This window comes from Aliinostoc maniaoense (assembly GCF_058172895.1).
In genome coordinates this window covers 5,028,976-5,050,329 of sequence record NZ_CP187952.1, presented here as the reverse complement: position 1 = coordinate 5,050,329, position 21,354 = coordinate 5,028,976, and the positions used below count along the sequence as shown (strand labels likewise).

The 21,354-nt window shown below is 40.8% G+C and carries 10 protein-coding genes and 1 pseudogene; 8 read left to right on the top strand and 3 right to left on the bottom strand.

The features are described from left to right. Nucleotides 1-121: 121 nt before the first annotated feature. Nucleotides 122-3,145 (bottom strand): PAS domain S-box protein, encoded by a 3,024-nt coding sequence (locus ACPZ3T_RS21930; protein ID WP_490271563.1) that lies wholly within the window; start codon nt 3,143-3,145, stop codon nt 122-124. A 329-nt stretch (nt 3,146-3,474) separates the two neighbouring features. On the opposite strand from ACPZ3T_RS21930, the gene ACPZ3T_RS21925 reads away from it, so the two are divergent. From ACPZ3T_RS21925 to ACPZ3T_RS21910, 4 genes are all read left to right on the top strand, one after another. Then, nucleotides 3,475-4,827 carry a P-loop NTPase fold protein gene (locus ACPZ3T_RS21925; protein WP_490271562.1) on the top strand — a complete coding sequence of 451 codons (1,353 nt, stop codon included), beginning with the start codon at nt 3,475-3,477 and terminating at the stop codon, nt 4,825-4,827. A gap of 135 nt (nt 4,828-4,962) precedes the next feature. Next, nucleotides 4,963-10,353 carry a WD40 domain-containing protein gene (locus ACPZ3T_RS21920; protein ID WP_490271561.1) on the top strand — a complete coding sequence of 1,797 codons (5,391 nt, stop codon included), beginning with the start codon at nt 4,963-4,965 and terminating at the stop codon, nt 10,351-10,353. Nucleotides 10,354-10,557: 204 nt separating this feature from the next. Further along, nucleotides 10,558-11,511 (top strand): DUF4351 domain-containing protein, encoded by a 954-nt coding sequence (locus ACPZ3T_RS21915; RefSeq protein ID WP_490271560.1) that lies wholly within the window; start codon nt 10,558-10,560, stop codon nt 11,509-11,511. Between the two features lie 357 nt (nt 11,512-11,868). Next, nucleotides 11,869-12,630 (top strand): ester cyclase, encoded by a 762-nt coding sequence (locus ACPZ3T_RS21910; RefSeq protein WP_490271559.1) that lies wholly within the window; start codon nt 11,869-11,871, stop codon nt 12,628-12,630. Between the two features lie 302 nt (nt 12,631-12,932). Here ACPZ3T_RS21910 and ligA read toward each other — a convergent pair whose 3' ends face one another. Further along, the gene (gene ligA / locus ACPZ3T_RS21905; RefSeq protein ID WP_490271558.1) at nt 12,933-14,969 is read right to left on the bottom strand and encodes an NAD-dependent DNA ligase LigA; all 2,037 of its coding nucleotides are present in this window, start codon (nt 14,967-14,969) and stop codon (nt 12,933-12,935) included. Between the two features lie 596 nt (nt 14,970-15,565). Here ligA and ACPZ3T_RS21900 point away from each other — a divergent pair. The 4 genes from ACPZ3T_RS21900 (at nt 15,566) to ACPZ3T_RS21885 (ending at nt 20,275) form a co-directional block, all read left to right on the top strand. Beyond that, nucleotides 15,566-16,891, top strand: a complete 1,326-nt coding sequence (locus ACPZ3T_RS21900) for an RNA-guided endonuclease InsQ/TnpB family protein (protein ID WP_490271557.1) — start codon at nt 15,566-15,568, stop codon at nt 16,889-16,891. A gap of 319 nt (nt 16,892-17,210) precedes the next feature. Continuing rightward, nucleotides 17,211-18,752, top strand: coding sequence for a bifunctional aminoglycoside phosphotransferase/ATP-binding protein (locus ACPZ3T_RS21895; protein WP_490271556.1), 1,542 nt, complete (start codon nt 17,211-17,213; stop codon nt 18,750-18,752). 81 nt (nt 18,753-18,833) lie between these two features. Next, complete coding sequence (locus tag ACPZ3T_RS21890) at nt 18,834-19,337, top strand: hypothetical protein (protein WP_490271555.1); 504 nt, start codon at nt 18,834-18,836, stop codon at nt 19,335-19,337. Between the two features lie 146 nt (nt 19,338-19,483). After that, the gene (locus ACPZ3T_RS21885) at nt 19,484-20,275 is read left to right on the top strand and encodes a YdcF family protein (protein ID WP_490271554.1); all 792 of its coding nucleotides are present in this window, start codon (nt 19,484-19,486) and stop codon (nt 20,273-20,275) included. Nucleotides 20,276-20,376: 101 nt separating this feature from the next. Here ACPZ3T_RS21885 and ACPZ3T_RS21880 read toward each other — a convergent pair. After that, nucleotides 20,377-21,318, bottom strand: a pseudogene (locus ACPZ3T_RS21880) (IS5 family transposase). Between the last annotated feature and the right edge of the window lie 36 nt (nt 21,319-21,354).

The window sequence follows — 21,354 nt, the reverse complement described above, 5'->3', positions numbered from 1 at the left end:
CAAAAAGTGAACATTTAACATTGTTCCGTATATGTAGGGTGTGTTACGGCTTACGCCTAACACACCCTACACATACTTAGATTTTTTCAGAAATCAAATCGGATTCCTATATATCTAATTATCATTGATCAGTAGAAATATATTGACTTAAAGGGATCGAGATCACAAACTCAGTTTTCTCTCCTGGGGTTGAGTAACATTGCAGTGAGCCGCTATGTGTGGCTGTAATAATTTGGTAGCTAATTGCTAACCCTAAACCTGTACCTTTGCCTATAGGTTTAGTAGTAAAAAAAGGGTCAAATATTTGCTGTTTTAATGCCTCTGATATTCCTAATCCATTATCTGTAATGCTAATTTGGACTTGATTTGAGTCTATTAGCTGGGTGCGAATATGAATTTGTGGTGGAGTCAAAATTTTATTTTCGAGATTCTTTTTGATGATTGACTCTTCCAAAGCATCAATAGCATTGATGAGAATATTCATAAACACTTGGTTTAACTGCCCAGGATAACACTCAACTAGAGGAATTTCACCATATTCTTTAATGACCTCAATTTCGGGACTATTACCCTGGAGGCGACTTTGTAGAATCATCAAAGTGCTATTAATACCATCATGGATATTTACAGGTTTGATTTCGGCCTCATCTAAACGGGAGAAACTTCGCAAAGACAAGACAATGTCTCGGATGCGTTCTGCTCCATATTTGACAGATTGAAGTAGTCGCGGTAAGTCTGAATACAAAAAATCTAGTTCAATAAAATCGGCAAAATCCTCAATTTCTTTAACAGGGGAGGGATAATTTTTTTGGTAGAGTTCTAGTAGTAAAATGAGTTCTTGTGTGTAATCAGTAATATACGTGAGATTGCCATAAATAAAGTTGGCAGGGTTGTTAAGTTCATGGGCTACCCCAGCCACTAATTGACCCAAACTAGACATTTTTTCACTTTGAATTAACTGAGTTTGGGTATCTTGCAATTTTTTGAGTGCTTGTTTAAGTTCTCGCGCTTGTCGGCGTAATTGGGTTTCTGAGTCACGCAGGGCTAGTTCTGCTTGTTTGCGTTCAGTTATATCGCGGAAAGACCAAATTCTGCCGTAATACTCCCCTCCAGGAGAACAGACAGGTGCTGAATATCGCTCAAAAATCCTGCCAGACTTCAGCTTGATTTCATCATGGCTGCGTTCTTGTGGATGTTCATAGAGATACTCTACCTTGGCTAAAAATTCTTCTGGGTTTTGCAGTTGGTTGAGTAGCCATCCTAAAAGTTGGCGATCGCTACCTCGTTGCATTAATTCCTCTGGAATCTGCCATAATTGACAAAAGCACTGATTGTATGCAGCAATTTGGCGGTTTTCGTCTATCACCAAAATACTATCAATCGCCGCTTCTTGTTGGGCTTGCAGTAGAGCATTAGTCCGCCGCAGGGTTGCTTGGGCTTGCTTCATTTGAGTAATGTTAGTAGCTGTCCCAGTGATACCTATAATTTTGCCATCTTCATCTTTTAAGGCGATCGCATTACATAATAAATGCCGCCGAGTCCCATCTTTTGCCAATACCACAGTTTCAAAATGAGATAATGACTCTTGTGCTAGTAAGCGAGGAAAAATCTCTAGGTCTTGGTCAACTTGTTCTGGTGCAGCAAACTCGGTATAATGATGACCCATCATTTCCTCCGCCTCATAACCATAGATATTTTTCCCGGCTGCATTCACAAATGTCCAGTATCCTTGAGCATCTAGTGACCAAATTACATCTTGGGAAGTTTCTACTAAGTTACGATACTTACTCTCACTGGCTTCTAGAGCTTGTTTAGTTTGTATGCGCTTGATACCCAAAGCCACTTCATTAGCAGCTAAATTTAATGCTTCTAGAACTGATTCTGGCAAAGCTTGACGAGAAAACATTGCCATTACACCAATTAAATTACCATCCAAAATCAGGGGATAGCCAGCAAAAGCAACCATACCTTGCTCTTTTGCCCAGGCTTTATCACCGACACGGGGATCTGTTAAAACTTCATTAGTGAGGTGAGGCTGACACTCTTGGGCAATTAATCCGATTTTGAACATACCCACAGGCACACGACTGTGCGCGCCATCAATATGAGTATATATTCCTGAACTAGCTTGCAGTTCCAAGACGTTTTCTGCTTCGTTCAGTGTCCAAATACGGGCAAAGGCAGCATTTAAATGCTTCACCATTGCATCAGTACAGTATTTGAGAGTTGTTTGTAGGCTCTGACTTTGGGTAATTGCATGATTTATCTCTACCCGAAAAGCTGCTAAAGATGCTTTTTCTGTTAATGCTGCCTCTACTTGTTTACGAGTAGTAATATCTTGGAATGTTCCTAAAATTCCTACCACATTACCTTCAGTATCTTGGAGGGGAACTTTATTGGTTTCCAAGCATAATAATCTTTTATCTACAGGGTTTTGATACTCAAAAATTTCCGATTTTGAAGTATTAGAATACATCAATTGCTGCAAGTCTTGCCCACAAGCTCCCCGTATCGACTGCTGATACCAATCACAGCTTTCATTAATCCAAGGTAGTTCATAGTCACTTTTATTGATAATCTCATCAGGGGAATTTATGCCCACTACCTCTGCAAATTTTTGATTACAACCTGAATAGCCAGAATCACGGTTTTTCCAAAAAATTCCTTGGGGAATAGCATCTATGACTGTTTGTAATAGCTGTTTGGAAGTGTGGAGTTCATCTACTATTTGCTTGTACTTAGTGATGTCATTAATTGTACAAACTAGAAATTTATTGTTGGCTTGGTCTACAAATAAACGTTTTTTGGTAACAATCCAATGGGCTATACCATATGTATCGATCAGTTTTTCTTCATACTCTAAATTAATATCTTGATTAAAAACTAATTCATCCTGTTCCCATAAGATATCAGCTAGTGAGGATGGCATAAAATCATTATAAGATTTGCCAATTAATTGTTCGCTAGTATATCCCATTAATTGACAATAGGCATCATTCACCAATATCAATCTATGTTGGCGATTTTTGACAAAAATTGGGTCAGATATAGCATTAAACATCGAGATTTTAGACTCTCTAGATATATAATATTGCTGTTGGTTTTGGTTATACTGCCGTTGTTTAAATGTATAATTAGCTACCATATTTTAACAATTTGAAAAATTTACTGAAGTAAAATTTGTAGTACAGATATATTAATTGCAGTATTAACCAGTAGATCAACTAATTTAAAACTGAAAAATGAGGAAAATCTGAGCATATAGTCAAACTTATGAATAACTTTAAAATTACCCATCATGGTGTACTTGACAAAAGTGCTTCAACCGCAATTGACCAGGGGCTTTGAGCTAAAACCGAAAAACCCCACTCAAACCTAGAAAAACCGGAAAATTTCAGCAAAATAGCGTAAAAAGTTTTATTCTGGTAATCTAAGGATATTCACGGCTGTAAAGTCAGCTAGATTACCAGACTTATGGCAATAGATTTACGAGGATTCTTTAAGGCAACAGATCCTAGCCGCACTCTGTTTATTCAAAATAGTTTAGATCGTAAGTTTTATATTGACTTTTCATCGGTGCGCGGTGGGGATATTATTCAAACCCTCAAGAAAAGGATTACCTTTTTTCAGCCAGATGAGCCTACCTGCACTTTATTTACTGGACATATTGGCTGTGGGAAATCGACGGAACTGATTAGACTCCAGGCAGAATTGGAGAGTTTAGGCTTTCATGTGGTGTATTTTGAATCTACCGATGACTTAGAAATTACTGATGTCGGTATTAGTGACGTATTGTTGGCGATCGCACGCCGCATTAGTCAAAGTCTCGATAAAATTATCCTGGAAGATACCAACAAATTTAATGCTCTGTTGCAAGGTGCGTTGAACTTGCTTAACGCTGAGGTGACGGGAGTTAAAGCGAAAGTTCCCGTAGTTGGGGATGTGGGTTTTAGCGCAGAGAAAGAAAAACTCTCCCTATCCGTGGGTATTGGGGAAATCACCACCAAGATTAAAAGCGATCCTAAACTGCGGGAGAAAATCAATCAATATCTTGCACCCCAGAAAATTCAGCTATTAGACGCTATTAATCAAGAATTATTGCAGCCGGCTATTAATAAACTCAAGCAGCAAGGTAAACAAGGACTAGTCGTCATTGTCGATAACCTTGACCGCATAGATAATAGTCCCAAACCTTGGGGAAGACCACAACAGGAATATTTATTTGTAGACCAAGGTGAATATCTCACCAAGCTCAACTGTCATGTAGTCTACACTATGCCATTGTCCCTGAAGTTTTCCAATGATTACGGCACATTAACCCAGCGATTTCACGACGACCCCAAAGTCTTACCAATGGTGTCTCTAGTGTATCCTGATGGCAGTATCCATCAAGAGGGGATGGGGTTAATGCAGCAGATGGTATTAGCCAGAGCCTTTCCCGACTTAGAACCAGCAGCACGGTTAGAAAAGATTACCGAAATTTTTGACAGTGTTAGCACCCTAGAGCGTTTATGTATTATGAGTGGTGGTCATGTGCGGGACTTGCTCAGGCTGTTGAATAGCTGGATTATGGAGGAAATGTCACTTCCCCTGAGCCGCCAAACTTTAGAAAAAGTCATACGTTCTCGCCGCAATGAAATGATGTTGCCAATTTCCGAGTCAGAATGGCAATTATTAAGGGATGTCAAGCGGAATAAAAGAGTCAGCGACGACGACGGATATCAAAAATTAATTCGTAGCCGCTTTGTGTTTGAATATCGAGATAGTGGCGAGTCGTGGTTTGATGTTAACCCCATTTTGGCTGAGGCGAGGGAGTTGAATGGTTAGGGGTGTAGGGGTGTAGGGGTGTGGGGGTGTGGGGGGACAAGGAAGACAAGGGAGACAGGGGAAGAAAAACTAATGAGTAATGAGTAATGAGTAATGAGTAATGAGTAATGACTATTGACTAATGACTATTGACTCATGACTAATAACCAAGAAAATAGCGATCGCTCTCTTGTACAATTGGCTTGGGCGATTGAAAATAGCGTCGGACAGTTCAAGCTGATTTTGGCACGGTGTAATTATAGTAAATTGCGCGATCGCTTGATTGCTAGATTACGGGAAGTCTGCCAAGTAGATATTCAAGTTCTGATAGTTCAGCAGTCTCACAGAACTCTGTTCACCGCCATTCAAGAAACCTTTGGCGAAAACATCTCTGGCTGTGTCACAGTTGTCGGCTTAGAGACTGTGCAGAACTTATCCCAGATGTTAACTGCTGCTAATCAAGTTAGAGAAGAATTTCGGCAGCATTTTAACTTTCCCTTGGTGGTGTGGATTGATGATGCCATTTATCAACAATTCATGCAAATTGCACCAGATTTAGAAAGTTGGGCAATTACTAAAAGCTTTGAAATTAACAGCCAAGAATTAATAGATTTTATTATCAAAACTGCTCATCAATGGTTTAATAATCAACTCAATTTGAATTTCTATGAATACCAGAAGTTAGAAACTGAATTAACAGCCGCACAAAAAGAACTAATAGATGAAGAAAACCCCTCTCCAAACCTCTCCCCTACAAGGAGAGAGGCTTTTCCTGTTCCCCCTTCCCTTGTAGGGAAGGGGGTTAGGGGGTTAGGTCAATCCTCAGAACTTAATGCTTATATAGAATCATTATTAGGTTTAACCAAGCAAATCAACAATAAAAAAGATGCCGCCATTCAGCATTATCACACAGCTTTAACCCTGTGGCAGCAAAACAATAACCTAGAATGGCAAGTAAAAATCCTAGGAGAAAAAACCTTTTGTGCTTATCTCGAAGCAATTAAACAACAAGACAAAAAACATCCAACTTGGCAGGCAACACAGCAATATATTGACGAATATATTCAACTAAGCACTCAAATTAACCGCCCAGGTATCATTGCTAATTCTCTAGAAAAAATCGGTGATGTTCTCCAAGAATTAAACCTTTGGCAACAATTAAAAACCTTTGCCGAGCAAGCTTTATCTATTCATAAAAATAACAACCAGCAACGGGAATTAGCTAGAGATTATGGATTTTTAGCGGAAGTGGCTTTAGCTGCATCACACTGGCAAGAAGCAATAGACTTAGTTAAACAAGCATTAGCAATCATCCCCACAATTCCCCAGACTTCTTTAGATAATAGATTAGTCAAATCTGTACAAACTTACGACTTAAACTTATATAAATTTATCTTGAGTCGCGCTCAATATTATTTGGGTAACACTCAAGAAGCAATTAGTACATTAGAAATAGCCAAAGACGGGGCAAATCCCCAAGAAGATGTCAGACTTTATATTAAGATTTTCAATCAATTACACAAATTTTATTTTGAACAAAAAGCATATCTCAAAGCTTACAAAATTAAACAGCAACGACGCTCGATAGAACAACAATTTGGCTTAAGGGCTTTTGTTGGCGCAGGGAGATTAGAAGCTAGACGACAAACATTGCTAGAGACGTTACATACAACATCAAATATATCCCCAGAAATTTCCGCCTCCGGTCGTCAATTAGATGTAGAAAGATTAATCGAACGCCTCAATGATGATGAATATAAATTAATAGTTGTTCATGGTCAGTCTGGAGTTGGTAAAAGTTCCCTTGTCAACGCCGGTTTAGTTCCAGCCTTGCAACAACAATCAATTCGCGGCAAAGATAACTTAGTCATCGTTATGCGGGTTTACACCAACTGGGTAGAGGAGTTGGGGCGGTTATTGGGAATGGGGCATGGGGAATGGGGCATGGGGCATGGGAATGTTGACGTTTCCAGTTTAGAGGTTGACAGTTCAGCCTCAGAGGCTCACATTTCGAGTTCAGAGGTTGACAGTTCAGCCTCAGAACCTGAAGATTCTCGTTTTGAACCTCAAACTCCGAGTTCTGAACTCGAACATTCTCCCTTAGAACTCGAACATTCTCCCTTAGAACTCAAACATTCTCACTTAGAACCCGAACGTTCTCACTTAGAACCGAAACATTCTCACTCAAACCTTAATTCTTCCCCTACACCCCTACACCCCCACACCCCTACACCCCTACTTCCCTCTTCTCTCCTCGACTCATTGCGCGAAAAAGAACAACACAACCTCCGCACGGTGCTAGTTTTCGATCAATTTGAGGAATTTTTCTTTGTTTACACTGAGCCAACACAACGTAAGCGGTTCTTTGAGTTTCTGGGGTCATGTTTAGAGATTCTATCAGCGAAGGTTATCTTATCCTTGCGGGTTGATTACATCTCTTACTTGCTGGAATGTAATGATTTACCTAGCTTTCAGATTATTGGTAATGATATTCTCAGTCAGCGTATGCTTTATAAGTTGGGTAACTTCTCCCCCCAGGATGCAAAATCAATTATTCAGCGTTTAACTGCAAATACTAGCTTTCAATTAGAGCCTGATTTAGTTGATGCACTCGTAGAGGACTTAGCCGGAGAGTTGGGTGAAGTGCGTCCCATTGAGTTGCAAGTGATGGGGGCGCAGTTGCAAGCTGAGAATATTACTAATTTAGAAAAATATCGGCAGTTCGGCACTAAACAAGACTTGGTGCAGCATTATTTAAATGAAGTTATTCATGACTGCGGGGAAGAACATCAGCAGTTAGCGGAATTTGTGCTGTTTTTGCTGACTGATGACAAAGGGACACGTCCTTTAAAGACTCGCGTGGAGTTAGAACGGGATTTGCAGAGTTTGGGTGTAGAAATATCAAATGTAGAGACATCAAAAAACAGTAGGTTGGGTAGAGCGCAAGCGAAACCCAACAAAGGGGCGAAAGTGTTGGGTGTCGTTCCTCAACCCAACCTACAAAACACAACGTCTTTAGATTTAGTATTAGAGATTGTTGTCAAATCAGGCTTAGTGGTGTTGTTACCAGAAACCCCAGCCGACCGTTATCAACTGGTACATGACTATTTAGCCAACTTTATCCGCCAGCAACAAGAACCGAAGTTAAAACAGGTAATGGCGGAACTGGAAAAAGAGCGAGAACAACGAAAGATTAGTGAAGCTAAACTGAATAAATTTCTCAAACGCGCCTTGTTTGGCTCGGTAGCCGCAGGTATGGGGCTGGCCATTGTGACTACTTTAGCAGTGCGATCGGCTTATGAGGCAGAAAGACAAAAACAAAAGGCTGAAGCCAATGAACTTAATGCCTTAAATAATTCTTCAGACGCATTTCTTGCCTCTAACCAGCACCCAGATGCTTTGCTAGAAGCATTAAGAGCAGGTGACAACCTAAAACGCGCAGCTTGGAAGGAAGAAAAAAGCTATGCCAAAATGCGAACGATAGCAACCTTGCAGCAAGCAGTTTATTTAAAACCAAACGAGAAAAAAGAAAATCGTAGCGTTGAAGTTAATACCTTAGAAGGTCATAGCGATTCGGTCAATAGTGTCGCCTACAGTCCCGATGGCAAATACTTAGCTTCCGCCAGTAGTGACAAGACCATCAAAATTTGGGATATCAGCACAGGTAAAGCTCTCAATACTCTCAAGGATCATAGCAGTGAGGTCAATAGTGTTGCCTACAGTCCCGATAGCAGATACTTAGCTTACACCAGTTGGGACAAGACCATCAAAATCTGGGATATCAGCACAGGTAAAGCTCTCAATACTCTCAAGGGTCATAGCGATTCGGTTAATAGTGTTGCCTACAGTCCCGATGGCAAACACTTAGCTTCCGCAAGTTGGGACAAGACCATCAAAATTTGGGACATCAGCACAGGTAAAGTTCTCAATACTCTCAAGGGTCATAGCGATGCAGTCAATAGCCTCGCCTACAGCCATGATGGCAAATACTTAGCTTCCGCAAGTAGGGACAAGACCATCAAAATTTGGAATATCAGCACAGGTAAAGTTCTCAATACTCTCAAGAGTCATAGCGATGCAGTCAATAGCCTCGCCTACAGCCCCGATGGCAAACACTTAGCTTCTGCTAGTTGGGACAACACCATCAAAATCTGGGATATCAGCACAGGTAAAGCTGTTCAAACTCTCCAGATTCATAGCCGTGAGGTCATGAGTGTTGCCTACAGTCCCGATGGCAAACACTTAGCTTCCGCAAGTAGAGATAACACCATCAAAATTTGGGATATCAGCACCAAAAAAGTCAGCAAAACTCTCTCTGGTCATAGCCGTGGGGTCAATAGCGTCGCATACAGTCCCGATGGCAAACACTTAGCTTCCGTCAGTAATGACAAGACCATCAAAATTTGGGATATTAGCACAGGTAAAGCTCTCAATACTCTCAAGCGTCATAGCAGTGAGATATGGAGTGTCGCATACAGTCCAGATAGCAAACATTTAGCTTCTGCAAGTAGTGACAAGACCATCAAAATCTGGGATATCAGCACAGGTAAAGCTCTTAAAACTCTCAAGGCTCATAGCAGTGAGGTCATTAGCGTCGCCTACAGTTCTGATGGCAAATACTTAGCTTCCGCCAGTCGGAACAACACCATCAAAATTTGGGATATCAGCACAGGTAAGGTTGTTCAAACTCTCCAGGGTCATAACGGTGGTGTCTATAGTGTTGCCTACAGTCCCGATGGCAAATACTTAGCTTCCGCCAGTTGGGACAACACGATCAAAATTTGGGATATCAGCACAGGTAAAGCTGTTCAAACTCTCCAGGGTCATAGCGATTCAGTCAATAGTGTTGCCTACAGTCCCGATAGCAAATACTTAGCTTCCGCCAGTCGGGACAACACAATCATAATTTGGGATATCAGCACAGGTAAAGCTCTCAATACTCTCAAGCGTCATAGCGGTTGGGTTATGAGCGTCGCCTATAGTCCCAATGGCACATACTTAGCTTCCGCAAGTTTTGACAACACAATCATGATCTGGGGTATCAGAACAGATAAAGGTGTTCAAACTCTCAAGGGTCATAGCCGTGAGGTCATGAGTGTTGCCTACAGTCCCGATGGCAAATACTTAGCTTCTGCAAGTAGAGACAACACAATCATTATCTGGGATATCAGCACAGGTAAAGCTGTCAATACTCTCAAGGGTCATAGTCGTGAGGTCTATAGTGTTGCTTACAGTCCCGATGGCAAATACTTAGCTTCCGCTAGTTGGGACAACACCATCATAATTTGGGATTTAGATTTCGATAATTTATTACGCAGTGGTTGCGACTTGCTCAACAATTACCTCATCGCCCATCCAGAGGTGTTACACGAGTTATCATCATGCCAAACACCTGCGCGGTTAGTTGCAGCCGCAACGGTGTTAGTCATCCAAGGTGAGAAGTTGGCGCGAGATGGTGATATTTCCGGCGCAGTTGCTAAGTTCCGTCAGGCGCAGCAGTGGGATAAGAGTTTGCAATTTGACCCAGAGGCAAAGGCGCGGGAGTAAGAGGCAGGGGGCAGGGGGCAGGGGGCAGGGGGCAGGGAGAGCTTTATTAGAGGATGCTTGAATCTACTTCAACGTGAGTTCGACAAGTCTTTTCTGACCTCTCCCCCAACCCCTCTCCGACGCGGAGAGGGGAGTAAAAAGCATGATATATCAAGGAAAAATCAAGGTTTTAAAGCCTCTCTCCTTCCCAGCTAAAATCAAGTAATGACAAAAGAACTTCAAAGAGCCGATAATGATTCACCGTGGAAAGAAATTTTAGAAGCATACTTTCCTCAAGCAATGCACTTTTTCTTTCCCCAAACAGCCGCCCTAATTAATTGGGAACGCCCACACCAATTTCTCGACAAAGAATTTCAACAAATAGCACGAGAAGCAGAACTAGGAAGAAGATACGCCGATAAATTGGTTAAAGTTTGGCTGCTGCAAGGAGAAGAAATTTGGCTATTAATTCACGTCGAAATTCAAGCCAAACCAGAAGATAACTTTGCCGAAAGAATGTTTTGTTACAACCTGCGAATCTTTGACAAATTTGGTCAACCCGCCATCAGTCTAGCAATTTTGTGTGACACCGACTCAAATTGGCGACCCAATCAATACAGTTATAATTATCCTGACTGTAGTTTGGACTTTAAATTTGGCACAGTCAAACTACTTGACTATCAAAATCGCTGGGCAGAATTAGCAGCCAGTAATAACCCCTTTGCAACAGTGGTAATGGCGCATCTCAAGACACAGCAAACCACTAAACAGCTAGGAGAACGCAAAACTTGGAAATTTAGCTTAATTCGGCGATTATATGAACAAGGTTTGCAAGAAAGAGATATTCGTAATCTCTACCGTTTTATCGATTGGGTTATGATTTTACCAAAAGACTTGGAAACAGAATTTTGGCAAGAGTTTAAACAATTTGAGCAGGAGCGTAGCATGAGTTACATTACAACAGGTGAGCGCATTGGCTACGAACGTGGTAAACAGGAAGGTGAGCAAACACTTATCCTACGACAAATACAAAAACGAGTAGGAGAGTTACCCCCAGAAGTTCAAGCACGCATTCAAACTCTGACGCTAGAACAACTCGAAGCACTAGGGGAAGCTTTATTAGATTTTAGTGCGATCGCTGATTTATTTGCTTGGCTAGACGCAAATCAACCAACTTAGCGCGATGGTTGGTGCGTGACGCTATCAGTTTTATGACTACGTTTAAATACTTTCACAGCGTCACACAACCTACATCTACATCAAACATATGACAGTTGGTAAGTCTATTTATTATTCAAAAATTATTAAAAATATAAAATTTGCGGTTGACGAACATCATTGATTCATGATTGGCATAATGATAGAAGATGCTACATGAGTAATTCTCAAGCTTTAGTGCTAGCAAATGGTCATTGATGAAGATCACCGAAAAAAACTGTATAAGCTGCTGCTAAATTAGAGGGCGATATCGCTGCAAAATTCTGCCATTCATCTTAATTTACAGTTACTTCCTAGTTCCTTTGCGCGTAGGTATTTATGAATTTCATCGACATCAGTAAACTTCATCTTTGGGTACAAGATAGAGATACAGTCTTGGAATATAGCAACGATGTAGAATGGCGTTATGGTGAAAAGCCAGACTATACCCGTTCTAATGAAAAACTAGCCGCAGAAAGTATCCAAAATCATCCTGAAAATTCCCTAGAAAGATTAGTTCAAAATTTAGTACGCGCCTTTGATATTGAGGCAAATTTTAAGACTAATCCGGCGCAGTGGCTAACTGTTGTACAAGATCAATTTCGCATGAGTACCAATGGCAGTTATGGTTACACCATCACTGATTTGATTAATTCGGGTACTTATAAACTCCTAATTGGTGATAACAAACATTACAAAGCCAGCGAAGAAAATTTTGAAACTTCAACTAATCTCTTTCATTCAGCATTCCCTGATGGTTTTTTATGGGAAGTCATAGCAGTTTATTCCACACCACCAAATATTGTTTTTAAATGGCGACACTGGGGTACTTTTACAGGTGCATATAAAGATTATGCACCCACAGGAGAAACTATTGAAATTATTGGTACTAGTGTAGTTCGCCTTAGAGAAGACATGAAAATTCTCTCTTTAGAACACTACTACGACAACAACCAATTTCTAGAAAAACTCACATCTGGCGGTAAATTACCTGACAATATTCAAACCCAGTCACCGACAAAAACTAAAGTTTCTTTCTGGCAAAAAATATGGAATATCATCAAGAAACATTGGCCGTGGAGAAAAAAAGAAAACCATTGAAATTGTAATTACGAATTACAATATTTATGCCTAGTGGCGTGGCAAGCCTTAAATGTTGCAATACAAAATACCAAAAAACTGTAGGTTGGGAAGCCACCGCCTTGGACGGGTCTGCCGGCTTGGGGCGAGTAGCGTTTGACGTAAGGAAACCCAACCTTTAAGTAGAACGGCGTGAATAATTCAAGGTTTGTAGTAGGGACTTTAGTCCTCTCTTAAGGGCTAAAGCCCTTACTACAAGCTAATTTAATTAAATTTTACATTACTTAATGTAGTTTGTTTTTTTCTCGCCGACTTACTTATATCTAATTAGCTAACATTTCTAACAATTGTGCCTCTGTTAACTGTACAATTCCCAAGGATTGTGCTTTAGCTAACTTAGAGCCTGCATCTTCACCCACGACTAAATAATCGGTTTTTTTACTCACGGAATCTGTTACTTTGCCGCCGGCTTGTTGAATTAATGCTTTAGCTTCATCACGTTTTAAAGTCGGTAAAGTTCCTGTGACTACAAAAATTTTACCTGTTATCTTTTGATTAATATTATTAGGTGTTGATGCTGTTTGTGTGCTGGCAAATTGTAACTCTGCTGCTTTTAAACGCTCTATTAATGTTTGATTGGCATCTATGCGAAACCATTGATAAACAGACTGAGCAATTTCTGCACCTATGCCGTAAATGCCTTCAATATCTGATTGCTTGGCTGTAGCTAACTGTTCTACTGTGCGATAATTTTCAGTCAATAGTTGAGCGTTGACGCTGCCAATATGACGGATGCCTAAACCGTATAATACTCTAGACCAAGGCTGATTTTTAGATTGGGCGATCGCTTCTATTAATTTCTGGGCTGATTTCTGTCCCATGCGTTCTAGACTACATAATTGCTCTGCTGTCAATTCATATAAATCTGCAACGGAATGCACTAACCCTTTATCCACAAGTTGATGGACTAATTTTTCCCCCACACCTTTAATATCTAAAGCATCCCGACTTACCCAATGTTCAATTGAGCCTTTTAATATTGCCGCACAGGAAGCATTGACACAGCGAGTTACAGCTTCCCCAGTTTCCCTAACCACAGACTGTCCGCACACTGGACAATGGCTAGGCATAATAAAGGGTTGAGTATCAGGGGGACGTAGTTCTTTGAGTACCCGTACTACTTCCGGGATGATTTCTCCAGCCTTGCGGACAATAACGGTGTCACCGATGCGGATATCTAATTGGGAAATGCGATCGCTATTATGTAAAGTAGCTCTTGATACAGTAGTTCCCGCCAATTCCACGGGACGCATCTCTGCTAAAGGCGTTAAAGCTCCGGTTCTGCCCACATTCACTGCAATATTTTCTACACGGGTGGGTGCTTCCTCCGCCGGATACTTTAAAGCCACAGCCCACCGGGGAAATTTCTGGGTAAAACCTAACTGTTCTTGCAACTTATAAGAATTTAATTTGACGACCACCCCATCAGTCAGGTAGGGTAAGTTGAGTCTTTCTGTGTCCCAGTATTTGTAATAGTCTGCCACTTCCCCCAGAGAACGACAAAGGCGATGCTGAGAGTTCACCCGAAAACCCAACCTTTGCAATAATTCCAAAGCTTCCCATTGAGTATTGGCAATACTAGCGTCATCCATCCCAGGAATGTGCAGAGTATAAGCGAAAAAATCTAACCGTCGCCGTGCCACAATGCGAGAATCTAATTGTCTGAGTGTTCCGGCTGCGGCGTTGCGAGGATTGGCAAATAACTGTTCTCCCGCTTTTTGTCGGCGTTCATTGATATATTGAAACACTTCCAGAGGTAAGAAAGCTTCACCCCGTACCTCTATTTTGGCAATATTTTCTAAGCCATCAAAATTTAACTTTAAGGGAATAGAGCGAATAGTCCGCACATTTTGGGTGATATCTTCCCCCATTTCCCCATCACCCCTAGTTGCACCCCTCACCAGAATGCCATTTTCATATGTCAAAGCCAAAGCCGAACCATCAATTTTCAGTTCCGTCACATATTCAGCTGAGTCTGTTGGCGGTACTTGTCTACGCCAACGCTGCTCCCATGTTTGCAACTCATCTATATTAAAAGCGTTCTCTAGACTATATAACGGTATATTATGACGTACAGAAGTAAAATGTGTAGCCGGCTTTTCCCCCACGCGCTGAGTCGGACTATCCGGTGATACTAACTGTGGATATTGAATTTCTAATTGTTGCAGTTCTCGATACAGCTGGTCATAGACAGCATCTTCCATGATTGGTGCATCCAAGACATAATAAGCATAGCTAGCTTGTTGCAACAACTGGCGCAGTTCTTGAGCGCGTTCGACTTCAGACTGAATTTGAACCATAACATTTACTATAACTAGATCGGCGTAAGTCTTAGATGTAGGTTGGCTTAAGCATAGCGCAACCGAACATGAATCTCAAAAACTCAACCATTTTGGATTCATACAGTTTTGGTGTCATCTCATGAGTAATGAGTAAATAACCATAACTTACGCCTGATGTGAATTAGGAAAGCCACCTATCCAATCAATAGTAGGGGCGGGTTAACAAACATCATTCATGATTAACTTTTGATCTTGGTGAACCCGCCCCTACAAATATCTATGTATTCGCAAGATTTTAATCCACACCTGAGGAGCTTCTGATATAGGATTTGTAGATACGTAGATAGGTAGTTGCGTGACAAGGCTTAAATGTTGCATTACCTGAGTGATGCGTAAAGCCCCCAAGTATGAGGTACAAAACCAATAAGTTTTGTACCTCATACGTCTTTTAAGTGGGGGATATAAGCGAAGGTGCGGGTTTTAACCCGCCCGTAGCATCATACATTGCTATATTGTAGAATTGTGATATTGCTGTAAAGTTGACATACAGAAAATATGCGCGTAGTAACAATTAGAGATAATTGCATAATATGTACGGTTGCCAGCAAGTTTTAATGAAGCCAAGTAATGAACTTGCTGCAATCCTTGAGTTTATTTGTAGTGAGGCAAATAAACTCACTAATTGCGGCATATATTTGGCAAGACAAGTATTTCTAAAAACTGGTAAAATCATCACTAAATTTGACTTGCACAAAGAATACAAGCAAAATAAACACTTTCAGGCGTTGTATTCACAAGCAGCACAGCAAGTATTAACCACAGTAGGGGAATCATTTCAATCATTCAAACAACTCAAGAAAGCTCACTTTGAAGGTAAGCTAGAGCAAAGACCTAGATTACCTAACTATAGAAAAAAAGGTGGCTTAACTCTAGTCGCTTACCCCAAACAACACTTAAAACTGATTAACGGGCAAATTCGCATACCCTTGGGCAATCTAGTAAAAACTTGGTTTGGTATTGATTCATTCACCATACCAATGCCCAGTAATTTAGATTATCTAAAAATCAAAGAATTACGGATATTGCCCCGTAACGGTTGTTTTTATGCTGAGTTTGTCTACAAGCTAGAACCATCAAAACCCGATTTAGACTACACGTTAGCATTGGGGATAGATCATGGGATAGATAATTGGCTAACTTGTATTTCTAATGCAGGAACTAGCTTGATTGTAGATGGGCGCAAAGTTAAAAGCTTAAACCAATGGTACAACAAAGAAGTAGCCAGATTAAAAACAAATCAACCTCAAGGTTTTTGGAGCAAAAAACTTGCACACATCACAGAAAAACGTAACCGTCAAATCCGAGATGCAGTAAATAAAGCAGCCAGAATCGTCATCAATCACTGTTTAGAAAACAAGATTGGTAATGTAGTTTTTGGCTGGAATCAACGCCATAAAGACAGTATTGAATTAGGTAAAAGAAATAATCAAACTATCGTACAGATACCAACTGCAAGACTAAAAGAGAGGATTAAACAACTATGTCAACTGTACAGGATCAAATTTCATGAGGTTGAGGAGAGCTATACAAGCCTTGCTTCGTTTTTAGATGGTGATACAATACCTAAATTCTGTGAGAAACCGGAAGGGGAGCCAGCGCGTTGTGGGGGTTCCCCCCATTGTAGCGACTGGCGTTGGGTATCTTCAGGAAAACGAGTAAAACGTGGTTTGTTTGTCACTGCAACTGGTAAAAAAGTATCAGCCGATCTTAATGCCAGTGCGAATATGCTCATTAAAGCATCGACACAGCTAAAACTAAAATTAGATTTAGCCAAGGTTGTTAGGGGGCTTTTGACTGTCCCGCCAAGGATCTTTCTTTGGGAAAAAAACTGTAAAACGCAAAAAGCGACGGTTTTAACCTCGCTTTTTGTCACAGTTTAGAATCCCCGTGCTTCAGCATGGGGAGTAGTCAAATTTGGATATAATTAAACGCAGATGTAGCTTGCTACTCTACGAGTTCTCCGTTCGCGGTAGCGTTGCGTAGCAAAGGAGTATCCGCAGGGTACGCAGATAAACGCGGATAGAACTTCTCTTATTGCACTACTTTAGTCTTGCCACCTACTACTTAATATTTACTTTATAAATGGCTCTAACTAAAATTTGAATACTGGAAGCAAAGAATAAGGCTTAAACACTGTTAAAAATAGTACCATAATCAAGGTTTTAGCTGATCCTGAACTCAGGTTAATTCAAAATTATTATGACCGAAGCAACTCTTCCAGCCTTAATTCAACAAATGTTACAGCCGGGATTCTATCCCCATCCTGTACAAGAACCGATTCAACTCATTCAAACTCATGTTTCTTACGTCTTACTGACTGGGGAGTATGTGTATAAATTGAAAAAACCAGTTAATTTTGGTTTTTTGGATTTCTCCACCCTAGAAAAACGCCAACATTTTTGTCAGGAAGAACTACGGTTAAACCAACGAGGCGCAGCCGAATTGTATTTAGAAGTCTTACCTATCACTTTGCAGGATGAGCAATACATTCTGGCAGGAACGGGTGAGGCTGTGGAATATGCAATTAAAATGTGTCAGTTTCCTCAAGATACTCTACTTAGTTCACTATTTGCTGAGGGTAAGTTAAACGAAACTGATTTAGAAGAATTAGGACGGGTAGTAGCTCAATACCACGCCAAAACAGAAACCAATGATTACATCCGCAGTTTTGGGGAAGTAGCTCAAGTTAGAGCCGCCTTTGATGAAAATTATCAACAAACAGAAAAATACATCGGTGGCCCGCAAACTCAGGCGCAATTTGACGAAACTAAAGCTTATACTGACCGTTTCTTTGCTGAAAGACAAGATTTATTTCAACGCCGCATTGCAAATAACTATATTCGGGAGTGTCACGGCGACTTACACCTGAGAAATATTTGTCTGTGGCACGATAAAATTTTGCTGTTCGATTGTATTGAGTTTAACGAACCATTTCGCTTTGTCGATGTGATGTTTGATGTTGCTTATGCGGTGATGGATTTGGAAGCACAGCAACGTCCTGATTTGAGTAATGCTTATCTTAATACTTATTTAGAACAGACTGGCGATTGGGAAGGATTAGAGGTATTACCAATATATTTAAATCGTCAATCCTATGTCCGCGCAAAGGTGACATCATTTTTGTTAGATGATCCTAGTGTGCCTACCGCAGTCAAGGAAGAAGCCAGCAAAACAGCAGCACAATACTACAAACTCGCCTGGGAATACACCAAACCCAAACAGGGAAAACTGATTTTAATGTCGGGTTTGTCTGGTTCAGGCAAGAGTACGACAGCTAAATACATAGCACGACAAGCCGGAGCTATTCACATTCGCTCGGATGCAGTTAGAAAACATCTAGGGGGAATTTCCCTGTATGAGCGGGGAGGCAATGATTTATATACCCCAGAAATGACACAAAAAACTTATGCGCGGTTATTGGATTTGGGGATTATACTAGCTAATCAAGGTAACACCGTGATTTTAGATGCTAAGTATGATAAACAAGAACTGAGACAAGAAGCGATCGCTCAAGCCGAAAAACACCAACTACCCCTGCAAATTATTTACTGCACAGCACCTTTAGAAGTCATACAAGAACGTCTGACTAACCGCACTGGTGATATTGCTGATGCGACAGTTGATTTATTAGCCTCCCAACTCAAGCAAACAGAAGCTTTTACTGATAGGGAAAAACCCTACTTACACATTTGGGACACAACTCAACCACTACAAACACAATTGTTAACAATTAACTCATAGCCTATTGATTCAGAAAAGGGTGTAAAGGCAACTTCCCCCTACACCCCTACACCCCTACACCCTTACACCCCTATTTCTCTCATGGCAGCAAACAAAAACAACTTATTCAATTTCTCTCCTGATTCCTTATCTCAAATTATATTTGGGGCATTTATAGTATTTATCTTGAACACAACAGGAACACCTATATCTCTAAGTATTTTCTTCGGTATTCTCGGTTGGTTCATTTTGGGTTGGTTTACCAATGCCAATAAAAATAGCCCTCAACCTCCCACTGTCCCCTCCTCTGATGGCATTGATGCCGGATTAAAATACTGGTTATTTTTCTTGCTCGGTTTGGGCTTTTTGGGATATCCAGCACTGATGAGCATCTTACTTGGTGGTTTAGGTGCTGTCGGTGGAGGTTGGATTATTGCTTGGTGGAGAAGTAAGGAAGAAACTAGAACTCAATTACCAGTTGCAACTCTAGAAGATGAAGAAGGTCAACAGTCTACTAGTCGAATTACCAGACAGCAAAAAAGAAGACCTAGCCGTCGGTATCGTCGGACACCGGGTAGTTTCAGTTTTAGGTTTTGGGATAAGTGAAAATGGGGCAATAAAAATTCAAAATTCAAAATTCAAAATTCAAAATTAAAGAATTTTGGGCATGGGGAATTGGGCATTGGGCATTGGGCATGGGGCATTGGGCATTGGGGTAAAATCTCATCTGTCACCTGTCACCTTCCCCTAATATGTTTTTATATCTTTCTAAGTTACTACCTTTATTTTTTTACCCTTTGGGGTTGGCTTGTGTCAGTTTAGTAGTTGCTTTATTCACTTTGTGGAAACGACCTCGTATAGCTACGATCGCTATTTCTTGGTCGCTGATTTTATTATTATTATCTGGTAATGCTTGGGTTGCTAAGTCTCTGGTGCGATCGCTAGAATGGCAAAATATTCCACCTCCGCAGTTACCTAATGCTGAGGCGATTGTGGTATTGGGTGGAGCAACCAAATCAGCATTTCCACCTAGACCGACAGTGGATTTGAGTGAAGCAGGCGATCGCGTGATTTATGCGGCGCAACTCTATCGCCAAAAAAAAGCTCCTATAATCATACTTAGTGGCGGCAGAATTGATTGGCGTGGTAGTGGTTCACCGGAATCAGCAGATATGGTGGATATTCTCACATCTATTGGTATTCCATCTACAGCACTGATTCAAGAACCAGATTCCCTCAATACTTATCAAAATGCCGTCAATGTGAAAAAAATTCTAGAATCTCGCGGGATTCGCCAAATACTTTTAGTAACTTCAGCATTACATATGCCGCGATCGCTGAAAATTTTTCAACGTCAAGGTATTAATGCCATCCCCGCACCCACAGACTTTATAGTTAGTGAAGGTGAACTCCAAGAACTTACTAGCACCCCCAAAGCCGCCATTTTAAATTTATTACCCGACACTGACAATTTACACCAATTCACTAACGCTCTCAAAGAATATATTGGCAGCTTTGTTTATTGGGTAAGAGGTTGGTTGTGAATCAATTCCAAATTCTGGCATTAAATACAACCACCCACTTTTTTGTGGAGTTTCTACTTACCTTCTCTAAGAGGATGTTTGGAAAGTATGAAACTAATCAATCAAGCAAGTCTTCTCAGCATTAACCGAATCATTGCGACTTGTACAAATGTTTCATGGGTCTGCGGTAAAATTTCGTAGTCTTTACTTAACCGGCGACACCAATTAAACCAACCAAAACTGCGCTCAACAACCCAACGTCTTGGCAGTAGAACAAAGCCTTTGGTATCAGTTGGACGACGTACAACCGCTAAAATCCAATGGTAAGTGTCCATCACCCATTTCATAAATCCCTCACCTTGGTATCCAGCATCAACCCAAATACAAACTAACCGTGTCAAGTCGCTTCGCTCCAATTCAAAATTAAAAATTCAAAATTCAAAATTAAAGACAATTAGTGGGGGCTTGAACCCGCCACTAATTGTACTCCTGCGGAGAACCCGAAGGGTAGACCGCTAAATTTTCAATTTAGCGGGGGCTTGAACGAGCGAATTAATTAATTCAAAATAATTTGTTTTCTTCATTTTGAATTTTGAATTTTGCATTTTGAATTTAAAAAAGGTCACTACAACCATTAAGACCAATCCCAGGGTGTCAACCAGCAAATGGCGTTTACGTCCTTTTACTAACTTACCTGAATCAAAACCAACATCCTTTGACACCATTGTTCCATTCTCCACAGATTGGCAATCGACTATTGCCGCACTGGGATTAGCTTCTCGGTTTTCCACAACCCGCACCCATTGTTGTAGCTTATGATTCATACCTTCCCATGTACCATCCATTCGCCATTTGCGGAAATAGTAGTAGACCGTTTGCCACTTCGGAAAGTCATGCGGCAACATTCGCCATGCACAACCCGCACAAAGAATATAAAAGATAGCACTAACCACCCCACGTAGATCAACACAACGAGGACGACACCCTAGATTTTCAGGCGGTATCAGATTTGATAACAATTCCCATTGTTCATCTGTCAGGTCTGTTGGATATGATGTAGACATTGCTCTAGTAACCCTGTCGCTTTTTTATCTACTGAC